Source organism: Priestia sp. SRI_019, assembly GCF_057586255.1.
In genome coordinates, this window is record NZ_JBYCZN010000001.1 from 403213 (window position 1) to 417389 (window position 14177).

At 39.3% G+C, this 14177-nt stretch carries 10 protein-coding genes, 2 pseudogenes and 1 riboswitch; of the genes and pseudogenes, 9 read left to right on the top strand and 3 right to left on the bottom strand.

Annotation, left to right across the window (positions count from 1 at the left end):
• Nucleotides 1-16: 16 nt before the first annotated feature.
• Complete coding sequence (locus AC2YJL_RS02080; RefSeq protein WP_195695907.1) at nucleotides 17-841, bottom strand: YqhG family protein; 825 nt, start codon at nucleotides 839-841, stop codon at nucleotides 17-19.
• The gene (locus AC2YJL_RS02085; RefSeq protein WP_195695908.1) at nucleotides 828-2501 is read right to left on the bottom strand and encodes a DEAD/DEAH box helicase; all 1674 of its coding nucleotides are present in this window, start codon (nucleotides 2499-2501) and stop codon (nucleotides 828-830) included. Before AC2YJL_RS02085 ends, AC2YJL_RS02080 begins: the two co-directional genes overlap by 14 nt.
• A 180-nt stretch (nucleotides 2502-2681) precedes the next feature.
• Nucleotides 2682-2774: riboswitch (glycine riboswitch) on the top strand.
• Between the two features lie 212 nt (nucleotides 2775-2986).
• Between AC2YJL_RS02085 and gcvT the strand changes: the two genes are divergently transcribed.
• The 3 genes from gcvT to gcvPB are packed head-to-tail and all read left to right on the top strand — an operon-like array spanning nucleotide 2987 to nucleotide 6925.
• Nucleotides 2987-4087 carry a glycine cleavage system aminomethyltransferase GcvT gene (gene gcvT / locus AC2YJL_RS02090; protein WP_251568817.1) on the top strand — a complete coding sequence of 367 codons (1101 nt, stop codon included), beginning with the start codon at nucleotides 2987-2989 and terminating at the stop codon, nucleotides 4085-4087.
• 20 nt (nucleotides 4088-4107) lie between these two features.
• A complete protein-coding gene (gene gcvPA, locus AC2YJL_RS02095; protein WP_251568816.1) occupies nucleotides 4108-5454 on the top strand; it encodes an aminomethyl-transferring glycine dehydrogenase subunit GcvPA in 1347 nt (448 codons plus the stop codon).
• A complete protein-coding gene (gene gcvPB, locus AC2YJL_RS02100) occupies nucleotides 5447-6925 on the top strand; it encodes an aminomethyl-transferring glycine dehydrogenase subunit GcvPB (RefSeq protein ID WP_230933590.1) in 1479 nt (492 codons plus the stop codon). The genes gcvPA and gcvPB overlap by 8 nt, the downstream gene beginning before the upstream one ends.
• Nucleotides 6926-6969: 44 nt before the next feature.
• Here gcvPB and AC2YJL_RS02105 read toward each other — a convergent pair whose 3' ends face one another.
• The gene (locus AC2YJL_RS02105; protein WP_013085006.1) at nucleotides 6970-7353 is read right to left on the bottom strand and encodes a rhodanese-like domain-containing protein; all 384 of its coding nucleotides are present in this window, start codon (nucleotides 7351-7353) and stop codon (nucleotides 6970-6972) included.
• Between the two features lie 230 nt (nucleotides 7354-7583).
• On the opposite strand from AC2YJL_RS02105, the gene AC2YJL_RS02110 reads away from it, so the two are divergent.
• The 6 genes and pseudogenes from AC2YJL_RS02110 (at nucleotide 7584) to AC2YJL_RS02135 (ending at nucleotide 14155) form a co-directional block, all read left to right on the top strand.
• The gene (locus tag AC2YJL_RS02110; RefSeq protein WP_013085005.1) at nucleotides 7584-8417 is read left to right on the top strand and encodes a lipoate--protein ligase family protein; all 834 of its coding nucleotides are present in this window, start codon (nucleotides 7584-7586) and stop codon (nucleotides 8415-8417) included.
• A gap of 312 nt (nucleotides 8418-8729) precedes the next feature.
• Nucleotides 8730-9518: pseudogene (locus tag AC2YJL_RS02115) on the top strand (ribonucleotide reductase N-terminal alpha domain-containing protein); the annotation flags it as partial.
• A 218-nt stretch (nucleotides 9519-9736) separates the two neighbouring features.
• Complete coding sequence (locus AC2YJL_RS02120; RefSeq protein WP_230933589.1) at nucleotides 9737-10612, top strand: LAGLIDADG family homing endonuclease; 876 nt, start codon at nucleotides 9737-9739, stop codon at nucleotides 10610-10612.
• Nucleotides 10613-10675: 63 nt separating this feature from the next.
• A pseudogene (locus AC2YJL_RS02125) lies at nucleotides 10676-12454 on the top strand (vitamin B12-dependent ribonucleotide reductase); the annotation flags it as partial.
• Nucleotides 12455-12739: 285 nt separating this feature from the next.
• Nucleotides 12740-13171, top strand: coding sequence for a transcriptional regulator MntR (gene mntR, locus AC2YJL_RS02130; RefSeq protein WP_013085004.1), 432 nt, complete (start codon nucleotides 12740-12742; stop codon nucleotides 13169-13171).
• A gap of 102 nt (nucleotides 13172-13273) precedes the next feature.
• Complete coding sequence (locus AC2YJL_RS02135; RefSeq protein WP_016765549.1) at nucleotides 13274-14155, top strand: patatin-like phospholipase family protein; 882 nt, start codon at nucleotides 13274-13276, stop codon at nucleotides 14153-14155.
• The last annotated feature ends 22 nt before the right edge of the window (nucleotides 14156-14177 follow it).

A 14177-nucleotide genomic window follows, 5' to 3' on the forward strand; every position in this document is an offset into this window, starting at 1 on the left:
TATGCTCATCTTTTTTTTAACCGGCTTGTGTTTTATTAAATTGACGAGACATCGTTTCAGGCGATATGTAAAATAAGCCACCGTTTATAAACTTAAACAAGATAGTCGGCTCGTACAGTTCTTGAAGCGCTGTTTTTTCGGTCATATATATTTCTGGCAGCTCTTCTGCTGTTTCGTAAAAATGATCAAGAAGCGCTAAGTCTTCATACCATCTTTCTTGCGCTTTTTCAGCCCATTCAGTTGGCTGAGTTTTAACATAGTCAGTCACATATGATGTGAGTCGTGCGATGGCACTTTTAGGTTTAATAAAAGGTGAGAGAGTAAAGCAATAGTCTGAGATTTTAGATGACAGATTTTGATTAACGATTAATTCATGAAATGATTCAATAATTTGTCCATTTATTAAATTAATGCCAAGCGACAAGAGCTCATCTTTTTTACGATCACATTTGTACGAGACTTTAATATTTAATGCAAGCCAAGGGTGTAAAGGTTGATTTGTTGGCTGAGCTGATGCAACTTGTTCATACAAGTGAATAAACCCGCCTAGTTTTTGAGTAGAAGCGAAAATTTGGTGCAGTCTAGGTGAACCAAAATGAATTCGTTCTCCTTGAACGGAATCGTCTTCAAATGCTGGGTCTGTAATGAAAGTGAGCGAAGCAGGAGTTGCTTCTCCTCCCGTCTTTTCGATATAGTGCCAATAAAATGGACGATTCATCAATTCTTTATCGAGTTCAATCGTTAATTGAACCGTCAGGTAAGACGGTGTTTCTGTGACAATAGAACAATTATTAGCTAGAAAATAACGCTTTAAAAATTGATGAATATCAGTTTGCTGCATGCTGATCCTCCTCGCTGTCTTCGTATTGAATAATAGACGTCAAGTTCTCCATCTTGATTTTTATTTCTCCTTCACTCCGTGAATGAAATAAGATATCCTGAATATGCTCTTCGATATTTTTTAAATCAAGCTTTGTTAAAATATCATCTAGCTCTCCAACAACTCGTTCAAAAAGGTTTATTTTTTCGTACAGTAATTTTAAAATATGTTCTTCGACCGTATGTTGAATGGCTAAATTGTAAATGTGAACATCATGTTTTTGACCTAAACGATGGACCCTTCCAATTCGCTGTTCTAGACGCATTGGATTCCACGGTAGATCATAGTTAATGATATGATGACAAAACTGAAGGTTGATTCCTTCTCCGCCTGCTTCAGTGGCAATAAATACTTGCGCGTGGCTTTCAAAAAGCTGCTTCATCCAGTCTTTTTTACCTCGCTTAAATCCGCCTCTAAAAGGTACAGAGGTAATTCCATGCTGTTTTAAATACCACTGTAAATACAGTTGAGTTGCTCTGTACTCAGTAAAAATAATGACTTTATCATCAATTTTCTGAACTAGCTCTAGCACTTTTTCTGCTTTTGCATTTTGAGGCACTTGCTGAAGTAGTTCCATTAACGGCGTAATCATATGTTCCGTTAATGCGCTGTTTTGATCTTCCTGACGTTCCAGCATGTTTTTTAATGTCATATACACTGCTTCACGGCTGCTGCAGGCCTCTCGCTGCAGAGTTAAAATTGAAAAAGCGCTTGAAGGGTGGAATCCGTTTCCTTTAAAAGATGTAATCGCATCGTACAGCTCCCGTTCTTTTGGCGAGAATTCAACAGGAATGGTTTGAACAATTCGCTTCGTCCATTCGATACCCGTATCGTGGCGGCGATTTCGAATCATAACTTTGTTAACAAGCTCTTTTAAGTGTTCATCGTTTTGCAAAGAGCGTTTTTTAGCGGAAAATAATTCTTCGAAATAGTCTTTATTGCCGAGATGGCCAGGCTTTAAAAGAGAGACTAAGTTAAAAATTTCTTCAATTCGATTTTGAATCGGTGTTGCGGTTAGCAACAGACAAAATTTCTTTTTTAGACTTTGCACAAATTCATAGTTTTTTGTTTTGTTGTTTTTAAGTTTATGAGCTTCATCAATGATGATGAGATCGTAGTCTTGTTCAAGCACAATTTCTCGATGAGGAGAACGTTTTGCTGTATCAATTGAAGATACAACGATGTCGCACTGATCCCACACATATGATTTTCTTTGAGGAACTGCGGGAATATAAAATTTTTGATTCAATTCCATAGCCCACTGTGAAACAAGCGAAGCTGGAACTAAAATGAGAACTTTTTTAACAAGTCCGCGAATCATATATTCCTTCAAAATTAACCCTGCTTCAATCGTTTTTCCCAGTCCTACTTCATCTGCTAAAATGGCTTTCCCATTCATTGTTTCAACTACTTGTTTGGCTACTTCGAGCTGATGAGGAAGCGGCGTTAAATCAGCTAGATGTTTTGGGCTTTGCAGTCCTTCAAATTCTGAGATAAGCGTTTGGTCTTCTATTTCATAGGCAAGTTTATACAAATCCCATACAGACCAAGGGCCGTCTTGCTCCAATTTAGTTGAGAAGGCTGCTTCCCATGTTTCATCGATGTTTAATTTCACTTTCATGATAAAAATGCTCCTTTGTAAAAAATTTTTATTGAACAAATGATAAGAATCAGGTAGGATAAAAATATATTTAGAAAATTTGAAAAAGAAAATAGATTAGCACTTTACAAATGATTGTGTGAATAAAGATAGATACATCTTTCAGTAGTATGCCCAACTTTACCAACTTTATAGAAGCGAATGACGACACGGGGAGAGACTACTTGAATGTAGCGCCGAAGGAGCAAGCAATAAGATTGTGAATCTCTCAGGCAAAAAGACTCTTGTTTGACGCAGCTCTGGAGAGTGTCTATGCGTTTATAGACCACCCACGAGGCAAACCTATTCGTTTATAGGTAAACTTTCAGGTGAAAAGGACAGAGACTTCCTACTAAATACAGTAGGGGGTTTTCTGTCCTTTTTTGTTTGGATACATAGTGATCCCCACACTATTTGAAAACTCCCCGTTATGAAAAGTTTCACGTGAAAAAGAGGAGGACATAAATATGACAACAGAATTACACAAAACGCCGCTTTATGATACCTATCAAAAATATGGTGCCAAAACAATTGATTTTGGCGGATGGGCTCTTCCCGTTCAATTTTCTTCTATTAAAGAAGAGCATGAAGCTGTACGTACAAAGGCAGGTCTTTTTGATGTCTCTCATATGGGAGAAATTCTTGTAACAGGAGCTGATAGCTTAGCTTTTCTTCAGCACACGATGACAAATGACGTTTCTACCCTCGTCGATGGAAAAGCGCAGTATACGGCTATGTGTTATGAAGACGGAGGCACGGTAGATGATTTGCTGATTTATAAAAAAGCAGATCAAGAGTATTTGCTAGTCGTAAACGCTGCTAATATTCAAAAAGACTATGAGTGGCTGGTGTCTCACAAACAAGGAGATGTAACGCTCGTTAATCAATCTGATGAAACTGCGCAGCTAGCTTTACAAGGTCCTTTAGCAGAAAAAGTTTTACAAACGTTAACGAACGAAAATTTAGCTTTGTTAAAGCCATTTACATTTGCTGATGATGTAGAAGTAGCGAATGTAAAAGCTCTCGTTTCACGTACTGGGTACACCGGGGAAGATGGCTTTGAAATTTATTGTTCTTCAGCTGACGCCGCTCACTTGTGGACGGCTATTTTAGAAGCAGGCAGTGATGAAGGTGTGTTGCCTTGCGGATTAGGAGCTCGCGATACGCTTCGTTTTGAAGCTACTTTGGCTTTATATGGCCAAGAGCTTTCAAAAGATATTACGCCGATTGAAGCTCGAATTGGATTTGCAGTAAAAACGAACAAAGACAGCTTTATTGGAAAAGAAGTGTTAAAAGAACAGCGTGAAAGCGGGGCACCTCGTAAGCTGGTAGGAATTGAAATGATTGATAAAGGTATACCACGACACGGTTACGAAGTATTTGCAGATGAAGAACAAATTGGATTTGTGACAACAGGTACACAGTCACCGACATTAAAGAAAAACATCGGTCTAGCACTATTGTCAGCAGAGTATACAGAGCTTGGTCAAGAAGTGGAAGTGCAGGTTCGGAAGAAACGCTTAAAAGCAAAAGTGGTTTCAACACCTTTTTATAAACGTTCAAAGTAAGCTTTGGGGAGGAATTTAACATGTTACATCGCTATTTACCAATGACAGAACAAGATCAGCAGCAAATGTTAGCAGCAATTGGCGTTTCATCTGTTGATGATCTATTTTCAGATATTCCGCAGCGCGTTCGTTTTCAAGGAGAATACAATATTAAAAAAGCGGCCTCAGAGCCTCAGCTGTTAAAAGAATTAAATAGTATGGCTGCTAAAAATGCTCATTTAAAAGACTATGCTTCTTTTCTAGGAGCAGGAGTTTACGATCATTACATGCCGGTTATTGTTGATCATGTTATTTCTCGTTCGGAATTTTATACGGCCTATACTCCGTATCAACCAGAAATTTCTCAAGGAGAACTTCAGGCCATCTTTGAATTTCAAACAATGATTTGTGAGTTAACGGGGATGGACGTGGCTAATTCTTCTATGTATGACGGAGGAACTGCTTTAGCAGAAGCCGCTATGCTCAGTGCCGGTCAAACAAAAAAGAAAAAAGTACTTGTCTCTGCGGCTGTTCACCCTGAGTCAAAAGATGTTTTAAAAACGTATGCGAAGGGTCAGTACATTGAAGTGGTAGAAATCCCTGCAGCAGACGGAGTAACAGATATGATTGCATTAGAAAAAGAGATGGGGAGTGACGTGGCAGCTGTTATTGTCCAGTATCCAAATTTCTACGGACAAATCGAGCCGTTAAAAGAAATTGAAGAAATTACTCATCAAGAAAAATGCATGTTTGTGGTTTCAAGCAATCCTTTATCATTAGGTTTACTTACGCCTCCTGGAGAATTCGGAGCTGATATTGTCATTGGAGATGCACAGCCATTTGGTATTCTAAGTCAATTTGGAGGCCCGCACTGCGGATACTTTGCAACTACGTCTAAGCTTATGCGAAAAATCCCAGGACGATTAGTAGGGCAAACGGTAGATGAAAACGGTAAGCGAGGGTTTGTTTTAACCCTTCAAGCACGTGAACAGCATATACGCCGCGATAAAGCGACTTCTAACATTTGTTCAAATCAAGCGTTAAATGCTTTAGCGGCATCAGTTGCCATGACAGCTTTAGGCAAGCAAGGTGTAAAAGAAATGGCACTGCAAAATTTATCAAAAGCGCATTATGCATATGAAGCGTTAAAGGCAAAAGGGGTAAATGTGGCATTTGAAGGACCGTTTTTTAATGAATTAGTCGTGAAGCTTCCTGTTTCGGTAACAGAAGCAAACAGTCAGTTATTAGCTTCAAAAATAATTGGCGGTTATGATCTTAGCCGTGATAACCAAGAGCTTGAAAATCACATGCTGCTTGCTTTTACAGAGCTCCGTACAAAAGAGGAAATTGACCAACTTGTAAATGAATTGGGGGATCTTCATGCTTAATCAAAATCAATCACTTATTTTTGAAAGCAGTAAAGAAGGACGAATCGGCTATTCATTGCCTGAGTTAGACGTGCCAAAAGTTAATGCTGAAGAACTGCTTGGAAAAGCGTATGTGCGTACCGAAGCGCCTGAGCTTCCTGAAGTATCAGAACTCGATATTATGCGTCATTACACCGCGCTTTCAAAACGAAATCACGGAGTGGATTCAGGATTTTATCCGCTTGGTTCATGTACGATGAAATATAATCCAAAAGTGAACGAACAAGCAGCACGCATTGCTGGTTTTGCGCACATCCATCCGCTTCAAGATGAGCAAACGGTTCAAGGTGCTCTCGAACTTTTATATGATTTACAAGAGCATTTAACGGAAATCACAGGAATGGATGAAGTAACGCTTCAGCCAGCAGCAGGTGCTCACGGCGAGTGGACCGGGCTTATGATGATTCGTGCCTATCACGAAGCAAATGGTGAGGCGCAGCGAACAAAAGTCATTGTTCCAGACTCAGCTCACGGAACGAACCCGGCTTCGGCAACAGTTGCGGGATTTGAAACGGTAACGGTAAAATCAAACGAACATGGTTTAGTGGACTTAGAGGATTTACGCCGCGTAGTAGGAGAAGATACAGCCGCTTTAATGTTAACAAATCCAAATACGCTGGGGTTATTTGAAGAAGATATTTTAGAAATGGCTGAAATTGTTCACGCAGCAGGTGGAAAGCTTTATTATGACGGTGCAAATTTAAACGCAGTATTAAGTAAAGCCCGTCCTGGAGATATGGGGTTTGACGTGGTTCATTTAAACCTTCATAAAACGTTTACAGGCCCTCATGGAGGAGGCGGTCCTGGTTCTGGTCCGGTAGGGGTAAAAGCAGATTTAATTCCTTATTTGCCTAAACCAGTGCTTGTGAAAACAGAACAAGGCTATCACTTTGACTATAACCGTCCTCAGTCAATTGGACGCGTAAAGCCGTTTTACGGAAACTTCGGCATCAACGTTCGCGCTTATACGTACATTCGTTCAATGGGTCCAGACGGCTTAAAAGCCGTAACGGAAAATGCCGTGTTAAATGCCAACTATATGATGCGTCGTTTAGCAGAGCACTATGAGCTGCCGTTTGACCGTCACTGTAAGCACGAATTTGTTTTATCAGGAAAACGTCAGAAAAAGCTTGGCGTACGCACATTGGATATCGCGAAACGACTGCTTGATTTTGGCTATCATCCGCCGACTATCTACTTCCCGCTTATCGTAGAAGAGTGCATGATGATCGAACCAACGGAAACGGAGTCGAAAGAAACGCTGGATGCGTTTATCGATGCGATGATTCAAATTGCAAAAGAAGCAGAAGAAACGCCTGAAGTTGTACAGGAAGCTCCCCATACAACGGTTGTGAAGCGCCTTGACGAAACGCTCGCAGCGAGAAAGCCAGTTCTTCGCTATCAGAAAGAACAGGCTGTTCAAAACGTCTAACAAAAAACCTCGCCCAAAGGCGAGGTTTTTCTATATACATACCATTATTTTTTCTTTTTCACTTTACCGTTCCACATTTTGAAGCCGCCTTTTAAATCATAGATTTCTTGAACACCGTGGCGACGAAGCATTTGTGCTGCGCGTCCTGTGCGCATTCCGCTTTGACAATAGATGTATACAGGCTGATCTGGACGAAATTCTTTAATGCGCATACGGAACTGTGAAAGAGGAATATTTCGTGCGCCTAAAATATGTCCGTTTTCGAATTCATTCGGTTCACGAATATCAACTAGCTGTGCCTTGCGGTAGCCGCTGCGGAATTCTTCTTCAGTTAACGTTTTCATAATGCGACGTTGGACAAAGAACATAACGACAGAGTATATGATGATTACTCCAAGTAAAATGAGTACTGCTGTAATTGCTGACATGCTGATTCTTCCTTTCTTCGACAAAATCCATACTCTTATTATATAAGTGAATGAAATTAGAAGTAAAGCGATTTCGCCTTGAATCTAGCGGATTTCTTCCCGAAAATGAAAAAACTACCACATTTGAATTCGCAGTTTTATGTTGCTCTTTGCTTTTCCTTAGCTCAATCTTTTGGTAGACTAAAAAACGGATTTATTTTTTATATTACATATAGCTGAGGATGAGGTAGATGAAAGCAAAGTGGAGATTTATTGATTCCAACAACCGTTCGCCTTATTACAATATGGCGTTAGATGAAGCGTTATTAGAATGGCATAGTAAAGGAGAAATTCCACCTACGATTCGTTTTTATGGATGGAACCCTCCAACGCTGTCAATCGGTTATTTTCAAAAAGCTGAAAAAGAAATTAACTTTGATAAAGTAAAAGAATTAGGACTAGGCTTTGTAAGACGTCCAACGGGCGGCAGGGGCGTGCTTCACGATGAAGAGCTTACTTACAGCGTCATTGTATCTGAAGAGTATCCTAACATGCCTAAGACAGTTACAGAGGCATATCGCGTAATCTCTGAAGGTTTACTGGAAGGATTTCGTTCGTTAGGACTCGAGGCTTATTTTGCTATTCCTCGTTCAGAAGAAGAAAAAAATAGCTTAAAAAACCCTCGTTCGTCCGTGTGCTTTGATGCTCCTTCTTGGTATGAACTAGTTGTAGAGGGCCGCAAGATTGCTGGAAGTGCCCAAACTAGACAAAAAGGAGTTATTCTACAGCACGGCTCTATTCTGTTAGAGATTGATGAAGATAAATTATTCAGCGTGTTTAATTATCCAAATGATCGCGTGAAAGAAAGAATGCAGCGCGCATTTCGTTCTAAAGCGGTAGCCATCAATGCAATTGCGGGCCGCAAAATCTCTATTGAAGAAGCAAAAGAAGCGTTTTATAAAGGATTTGCTTCTGCTCTTGATATCGATTTAGAACCGTATACACTGTCTGAAGAAGAGGAAGCATATGTAGAAGAACTAGCGCGCACAAAGTACGGATCGGATGAATGGAACTTTAAGCGCTAAACGGATGCCCATGGGAAATAGATAAAAGTGCAACTTCTTATAAGTTGCACTTTTTATTGGGATTTTTAGAAACAATGCTTGGCTAATAGAATACATAGGGAAGAAAAGTCAAACACTTTTTTTACGAAAAAAAAAATATTTCACTTGACACCCTTTTATATGTAGATGTTTGGAGGAGTGTCAAATACTATATATTGAATTCGTCCAAGCCGTGTGGTAAGTTATTGATAGTTGATTGAAAAACTATATTTCCTTTAAAAGGAAATATAGTTAATAAATTTATAGATGTTCGATAGGTAAGGAGTTGTGAGAATGACTGTTTTGTTAAATCAAAAAGTGAATATGAATGTTGAAAAGCTCAATTCAGATATTGAACGCTTTCCGCAAGTACATCCGATTACACCGGATATGAAGTTGACTCATAAAGGTGTTTCAAGATTGGTAATGTTAGACCGCTATGCGTTTAAAGATACGGAAAAATTAACGTTATCAGAAGGAGATTTTGTTGTTCTAACCGTAAAGGAAGATCCAAAATTTCCAGCACGAGGACTTGGCTATGTGGAAAGCATTAATTTTGAGCAAAAAACCGCTGTTGTCAAGGTAGAAGATGAGTTTAGAGGAGCTTTATCGCCTGAAGAAGCAGAAAACGGATTAATTACTCGTTCTTTAGATGTCATTGAAAAACCTCTAGAAGTCTTCTATGAGCAAATTGCAAAACGTAATGCAACAGGCTTAGCTTCCGTGGAAAAAACAGAAGAAAAGCGCAAAGAGTGGTTTGAAAAGTTCTATCAAGAGCTTGTTCAGCTAAACTTTGTACCAGCTGGCCGCGTTCTTTACGGTGCAGGTGCTGATACGGACGTAACGTACTTCAACTGTTATGTAATGCCTTATGTAAAAGATTCACGTGAAGGTATTTCAGAACACCGCAAACAAGTAATGGAAATCATGAGCCGTGGAGGCGGTGTTGGAACGAATGGTTCAACTCTTCGCCCGCGCAACACGCTGGCTCGCGGTGTAAACGGCAAATCATCTGGTTCGGTTTCATGGTTAGATGATATTGCTAAACTGACGCATCTTGTTGAGCAAGGTGGGTCGCGTCGTTAACAAACCGGCGACGTAATCTCGTGAATTGCTGGAACACCCTTAGAGCTTTCTTCACCACAACGTGATCGGCAACGATGAGCGTGATGGTTAGAAAAGAGGAAAGATTGGGCAATCAGCAGCCAAGTGTCTTTGGAAACGAAGATAAAGGTTCAACGACTATTGAAACTTCCTAAAAGTTCTAATGTAATAAAACTTTAGTGAATAAAGTAGGTGTTATGATGGAAGCAAAGGAAGGAGTAAACCATAGCAAACGGCAACGTCGCTATGGGGCACGAGACAAAGAAGAAATCATAAAATCAGTTATCAAGTTACATGATCAAGGTTATAGCCAAGTAGATATATCAAAAATGTTAGGTATAGCACGAAATACAATTAAAAGATGGAATGATGAACTTCACTTTTTTGAAGCTAGAACACCAGGCGAAGCAGGGAAATTAAAAAATAAAATCTATAGATATAATGAAGATTATTTTGAAAGTATACTCACGCCTAATCAAGCTTATGTAGTAGGTTACATCACTGGAGATGGAACAGTTTTCGACAGAAAGAGGTCGAAAAGGTTGGTCCTAGTTCTAGCGGAGCAAGATAAACAATTACTACAGGATATCAGTGAAGAATTGAATATAGAGGATGCTATCAAATTCAGAAAAAGAAATGCTAGCAACGAACAGAATAAATATTCATTAACCATCAATTCAACTAAAATGTGTAATGACTTAATAATGCTAGGAGTCGGCCCTCGAAAAACAGGCTTTGAAAAGTGGATCGATTTTGAAAATGAGGAATTACAATGGGCATACTTAAGAGGATTCTTTGATGCAGATGGTCATATCAGAGTTTATGAAAGAAATGGCTATCAAAAAGCGAGAATAGGCTTCACAGGAAACTCTAAGATGTTAAAAGAAATCCTAGTATTTCTTAAGTCAAAGGGATTTGCAGTAAATGTTAACTGTATTACACAAAAACAGGGCTGTTGTGACTTATACCTTAGCAGTATCAAAGAAATTAAACTACTTGGAAAAGAACTATACAAACATGGAACCATTAAACTGAATCGAAAATATGAGAAATTTTCTTCTTTGATGATATAGTCTGATCTTACATGAAAGTGTAAGAGTACGGCAGAAATGACCGTACCCTTCTTAACGAAGAGTAACAAATTGGGGGCCCAAATGATCATGCTTGCCGACTGGCATCCTGACATTGTAGAGTTTATTATTTCTAAAATGCAAAACCCTCGCATTTTACGTTTCTTAATTGAAAACACAAATGACGAAATGATTAAAAAGCATGCACAAGATAAATTGAAGTTCACGCCGCTAACAGAGTCTGAAGAAGCGATGTACCAAGGAATCATTAACTATAAACAAATTCCTGGTCTTGGTGGGTTCAGTGAAAAAATCATTAAAGATGCAGAAGAAAAGCTGCAAACAGGCGGAACGTACAGCGTTCATAACTCAGAGTTTTTAACAGGAGCAAACATCTCTGTATGCTTAACAAAAGATTTCATGGATGCTGTTGAAAACGACGGAGAATACGAACTTCGCTTCCCAGACGTAGAAAGCTATTCAAAAGAAGAAATGGCTAATTACAATGAGAACTGGCACGAAGTAGGCGATGTGCGCGAATGGGCAAAACAAGGAAACAAAGTTCGTACGTATCGTACTATCCGTGCAAAAGAGCTATGGAACTTAATTAATATTTGTGCAACGTACTCAGCTGAACCAGGCATTTTCTTCTTCGACAATGCTAATGACATGACAAATGCTCAAGCATATGGTCAGCACGTTGTTGCAACAAATCCATGTGGTGAACAACCACTTGCACCATTCTCTGTCTGCAACTTAGCTGCTGTTAACTTAGCGCAAATGGCAGATAAAGAAACGAAAACTGTTAACTTTGAAAAGTTACGTCAAACGGTTGAAACAGGCGTTAGAATGCAAGATAACGTTATTGATGCAACTCCTTATTTCTTAGAAGAAAACCAAAAACAAGCGCTTGGCGAACGCCGCGTTGGCCTTGGTGTAATGGGTCTTCACGATCTTCTTATTTACTGTGAGACAGAGTACGGCTCTGACAAAGGCAATGAGTTAGTAGATAAAGTGTTTGAAACAATTGCAACGACAGCTTACCGCGCGTCTGTAGAGCTTGGAAAAGAAAAAGGAAGCTTCCCGTTCTTAGTGGGGGAAACAGATGCTGAAACGGCTTCTTTACGTGAAGCATTTACAAATACAGGCTTCATGAAAAAAATGCCTGAAGATATTCGTGAAAACATTAAAGAGAACGGTATCCGAAACTCTCATTTATTAACAGTAGCGCCAACAGGCAGTACTGGAACAATGGTTGGAGTATCAACGGGTCTTGAACCTTATTTCTCATTCTCATACTTCCGAAGCGGCCGTTTAGGTAAATTTATTGAAGTAAAAGCTGATATCGTTCAAGAGTATTTAGATCAGCATCCAGATGCAGATCCAAACAACCTTCCTGAATGGTTCATTTCAGCTATGGAACTTGCACCACAAGCTCACGCGGACGTGCAATGTGTGATTCAGCGCTGGATTGACAGTTCAATTAGTAAAACAGTAAACGCTCCTCGTGGTTACACAGTAGAGCAAGTTCAAAAAGTGTACGAGCGTCTGTATAAAGGCGGAGCAAAAGGCGGTACGGTGTACGTAGACGGCAGCCGTGATGCACAAGTCTTAACGCTAAAAGCAGAAGAAAATACGTTTGATGAAGAAATTGAAGCGCCAAAAGAAGAAACGAAACCGCACGTTGTGTTAGTTGATACAATTAATGAAATTCGTTCAACTGATGTAACAATTGGTTCTGAAGTAGGTAATACTTGTCCGGTTTGCCGTCAAGGAACGGTAGAAGAAATGGGCGGATGCAACACATGTACAAACTGTGGTGCACAGCTGAAATGCGGCCTTTAATTTTTAATCATCATTGACTAGTAAAAGCTGACTCAAGTGAGTCGGCTTTTATTATGTATGAAAATGGGGCATAAATAAGAAGCGGGAACGAGCGGTTCTTGTATTTGAATAAGCATTGTAGTATGATTTTAATTGAATGTCTTTTATCCGGTTTTATCTTATGACATCGCTTTATTTACACGTTTTTTTCACATAGATTCTTAAACATGAACACGATATCACTATAAGAAACAGACATTTATGACTTATTATTAGCAATACATAATATTAATTGGGGGAGATTTCATGCCTACACCGAGTATGGAAGATTATATTGAACAAATATATATGCTAATTGAAGATAAAGGATACGCTCGAGTGTCTGATATTGCTGATGCATTGGCGGTTCACCCCTCATCTGTAACGAAGATGGTTCAAAAACTAGACAAAGATGAGTACTTAATTTATGAAAAATATCGAGGCCTTGTTTTAACAGCTAAGGGACAGAAGATTGGAAAGCGTCTTGTTTATCGCCACGAGCTTTTAGAGCAGCTGCTGCGCATCATTGGCGTAGATGAGAAAAATATTTATGATGACGTAGAAGGAATTGAACATCATTTAAGCTGGAATTCCATTGATCGCATTGGAGATTTAGTTCAATACTTTGAAGAAAATCATAACCGTATTCAAGATCTTCGCAATGTACAAAAACGAAATGAAGAAGAGCAAAAATTATAAGAAAAAAGCAGCGGCCAATAGCGTCACTGCTTTTTTTCTTTTTATCATAACTTGTTGCTGAGTTGACTACAAATGTAGAGTGGGTAGTTTGGAGGAGAGGCTGTGTACGTCGACGGAGTGTTTTCAGGTGGCGGTATTAAAGGGCTTGCACTGATTGGTGCGTTACAAGCTCTAGAAGAAAAAGGCTTGATCTTTCGGCGGTTAGCCGGAACGAGTGCGGGTTCCATTATTTGTGCATTTGTAGCAGCCGGTTATACAAGTGAAGAAATTGTTGAAATGATGAATGAAATTGAGTTATCGTCTTTTTTAGATCAAAGAATGTCTTTTTTACCATCAAGCTTGACAAAGTGGCTGTTTTTATATTGGAAAATGGGATTATATAAAGGAGAAAGGCTTGAAAAGTGGATTGCTGAGAAATTGCGGAGCAGAGGAATTCGTACATTTGCTGATTTGCCTGATCAGTCGCTGCGTATTATTGCGTCAGATTTGACCAACAGTACGATGCTTGTTCTTCCAGATGATTTGCCTAAATATCAAATCGACCCGAATCGCTTTTCTGTAGCAAGAGCCGTTCGAATGAGCTGCAGCATTCCATATTTTTTTGAGCCGGTTAAATTAAAATCTACCCCAAGCAGTTTAATAGTCGACGGGGGCGTGTTAAGCAACTTTCCAATTTTTCTATTTGATGATGATAAAAGTCTTAAGAAACGACCGGTAATTGGTGTGAAGCTGAGCCCGAAGGACGAAGAAAGAGAACGGAATAAAATTAAGAATGCCGTTGGTTTATTCAGTGCGCTTTTTGAGACGATGAAAGATGCGCACGATGCAAGACATATTTCAAAACGTCACGAAAAAAATATTATCTTTTTACCTGTTAATCAAGTTTTTGCGACAGAATTTACCCTCACAGAAGAACGGAAGGAAGAGCTGATTGCGTTTGGCAAAAAGCGTACAAGGGCATTTTTGAAAAAGTGGTGCTATTAAAAAAACAAGGAGGTTTTTCTCC

Excerpts from the sequence above, each read along its gene's own strand:
- AC2YJL_RS02120 (WP_230933589.1), top strand. The coding sequence starts at position 9,737 with ATGATGGAAGCAAAGGAAGGAGTAAACCATAGCAAACGGCAACGTCGC.
- AC2YJL_RS02080 (WP_195695907.1), bottom strand. The coding sequence starts at position 841 with ATGCAGCAAACTGATATTCATCAATTTTTAAAGCGTTATTTTCTAGCT.
- AC2YJL_RS02085 (WP_195695908.1), bottom strand. The coding sequence starts at position 2,501 with ATGAAAGTGAAATTAAACATCGATGAAACATGGGAAGCAGCCTTCTCA.
- mntR (WP_013085004.1), top strand. The coding sequence starts at position 12,740 with ATGCCTACACCGAGTATGGAAGATTATATTGAACAAATATATATGCTA.
- AC2YJL_RS02110 (WP_013085005.1), top strand. The coding sequence starts at position 7,584 with ATGAAAGCAAAGTGGAGATTTATTGATTCCAACAACCGTTCGCCTTAT.
- gcvPA (WP_251568816.1), top strand. The coding sequence starts at position 4,108 with ATGTTACATCGCTATTTACCAATGACAGAACAAGATCAGCAGCAAATG.
- gcvT (WP_251568817.1), top strand. The coding sequence starts at position 2,987 with ATGACAACAGAATTACACAAAACGCCGCTTTATGATACCTATCAAAAA.
- AC2YJL_RS02105 (WP_013085006.1), bottom strand. The coding sequence starts at position 7,353 with ATGTCAGCAATTACAGCAGTACTCATTTTACTTGGAGTAATCATCATA.
- gcvPB (WP_230933590.1), top strand. The coding sequence starts at position 5,447 with ATGCTTAATCAAAATCAATCACTTATTTTTGAAAGCAGTAAAGAAGGA.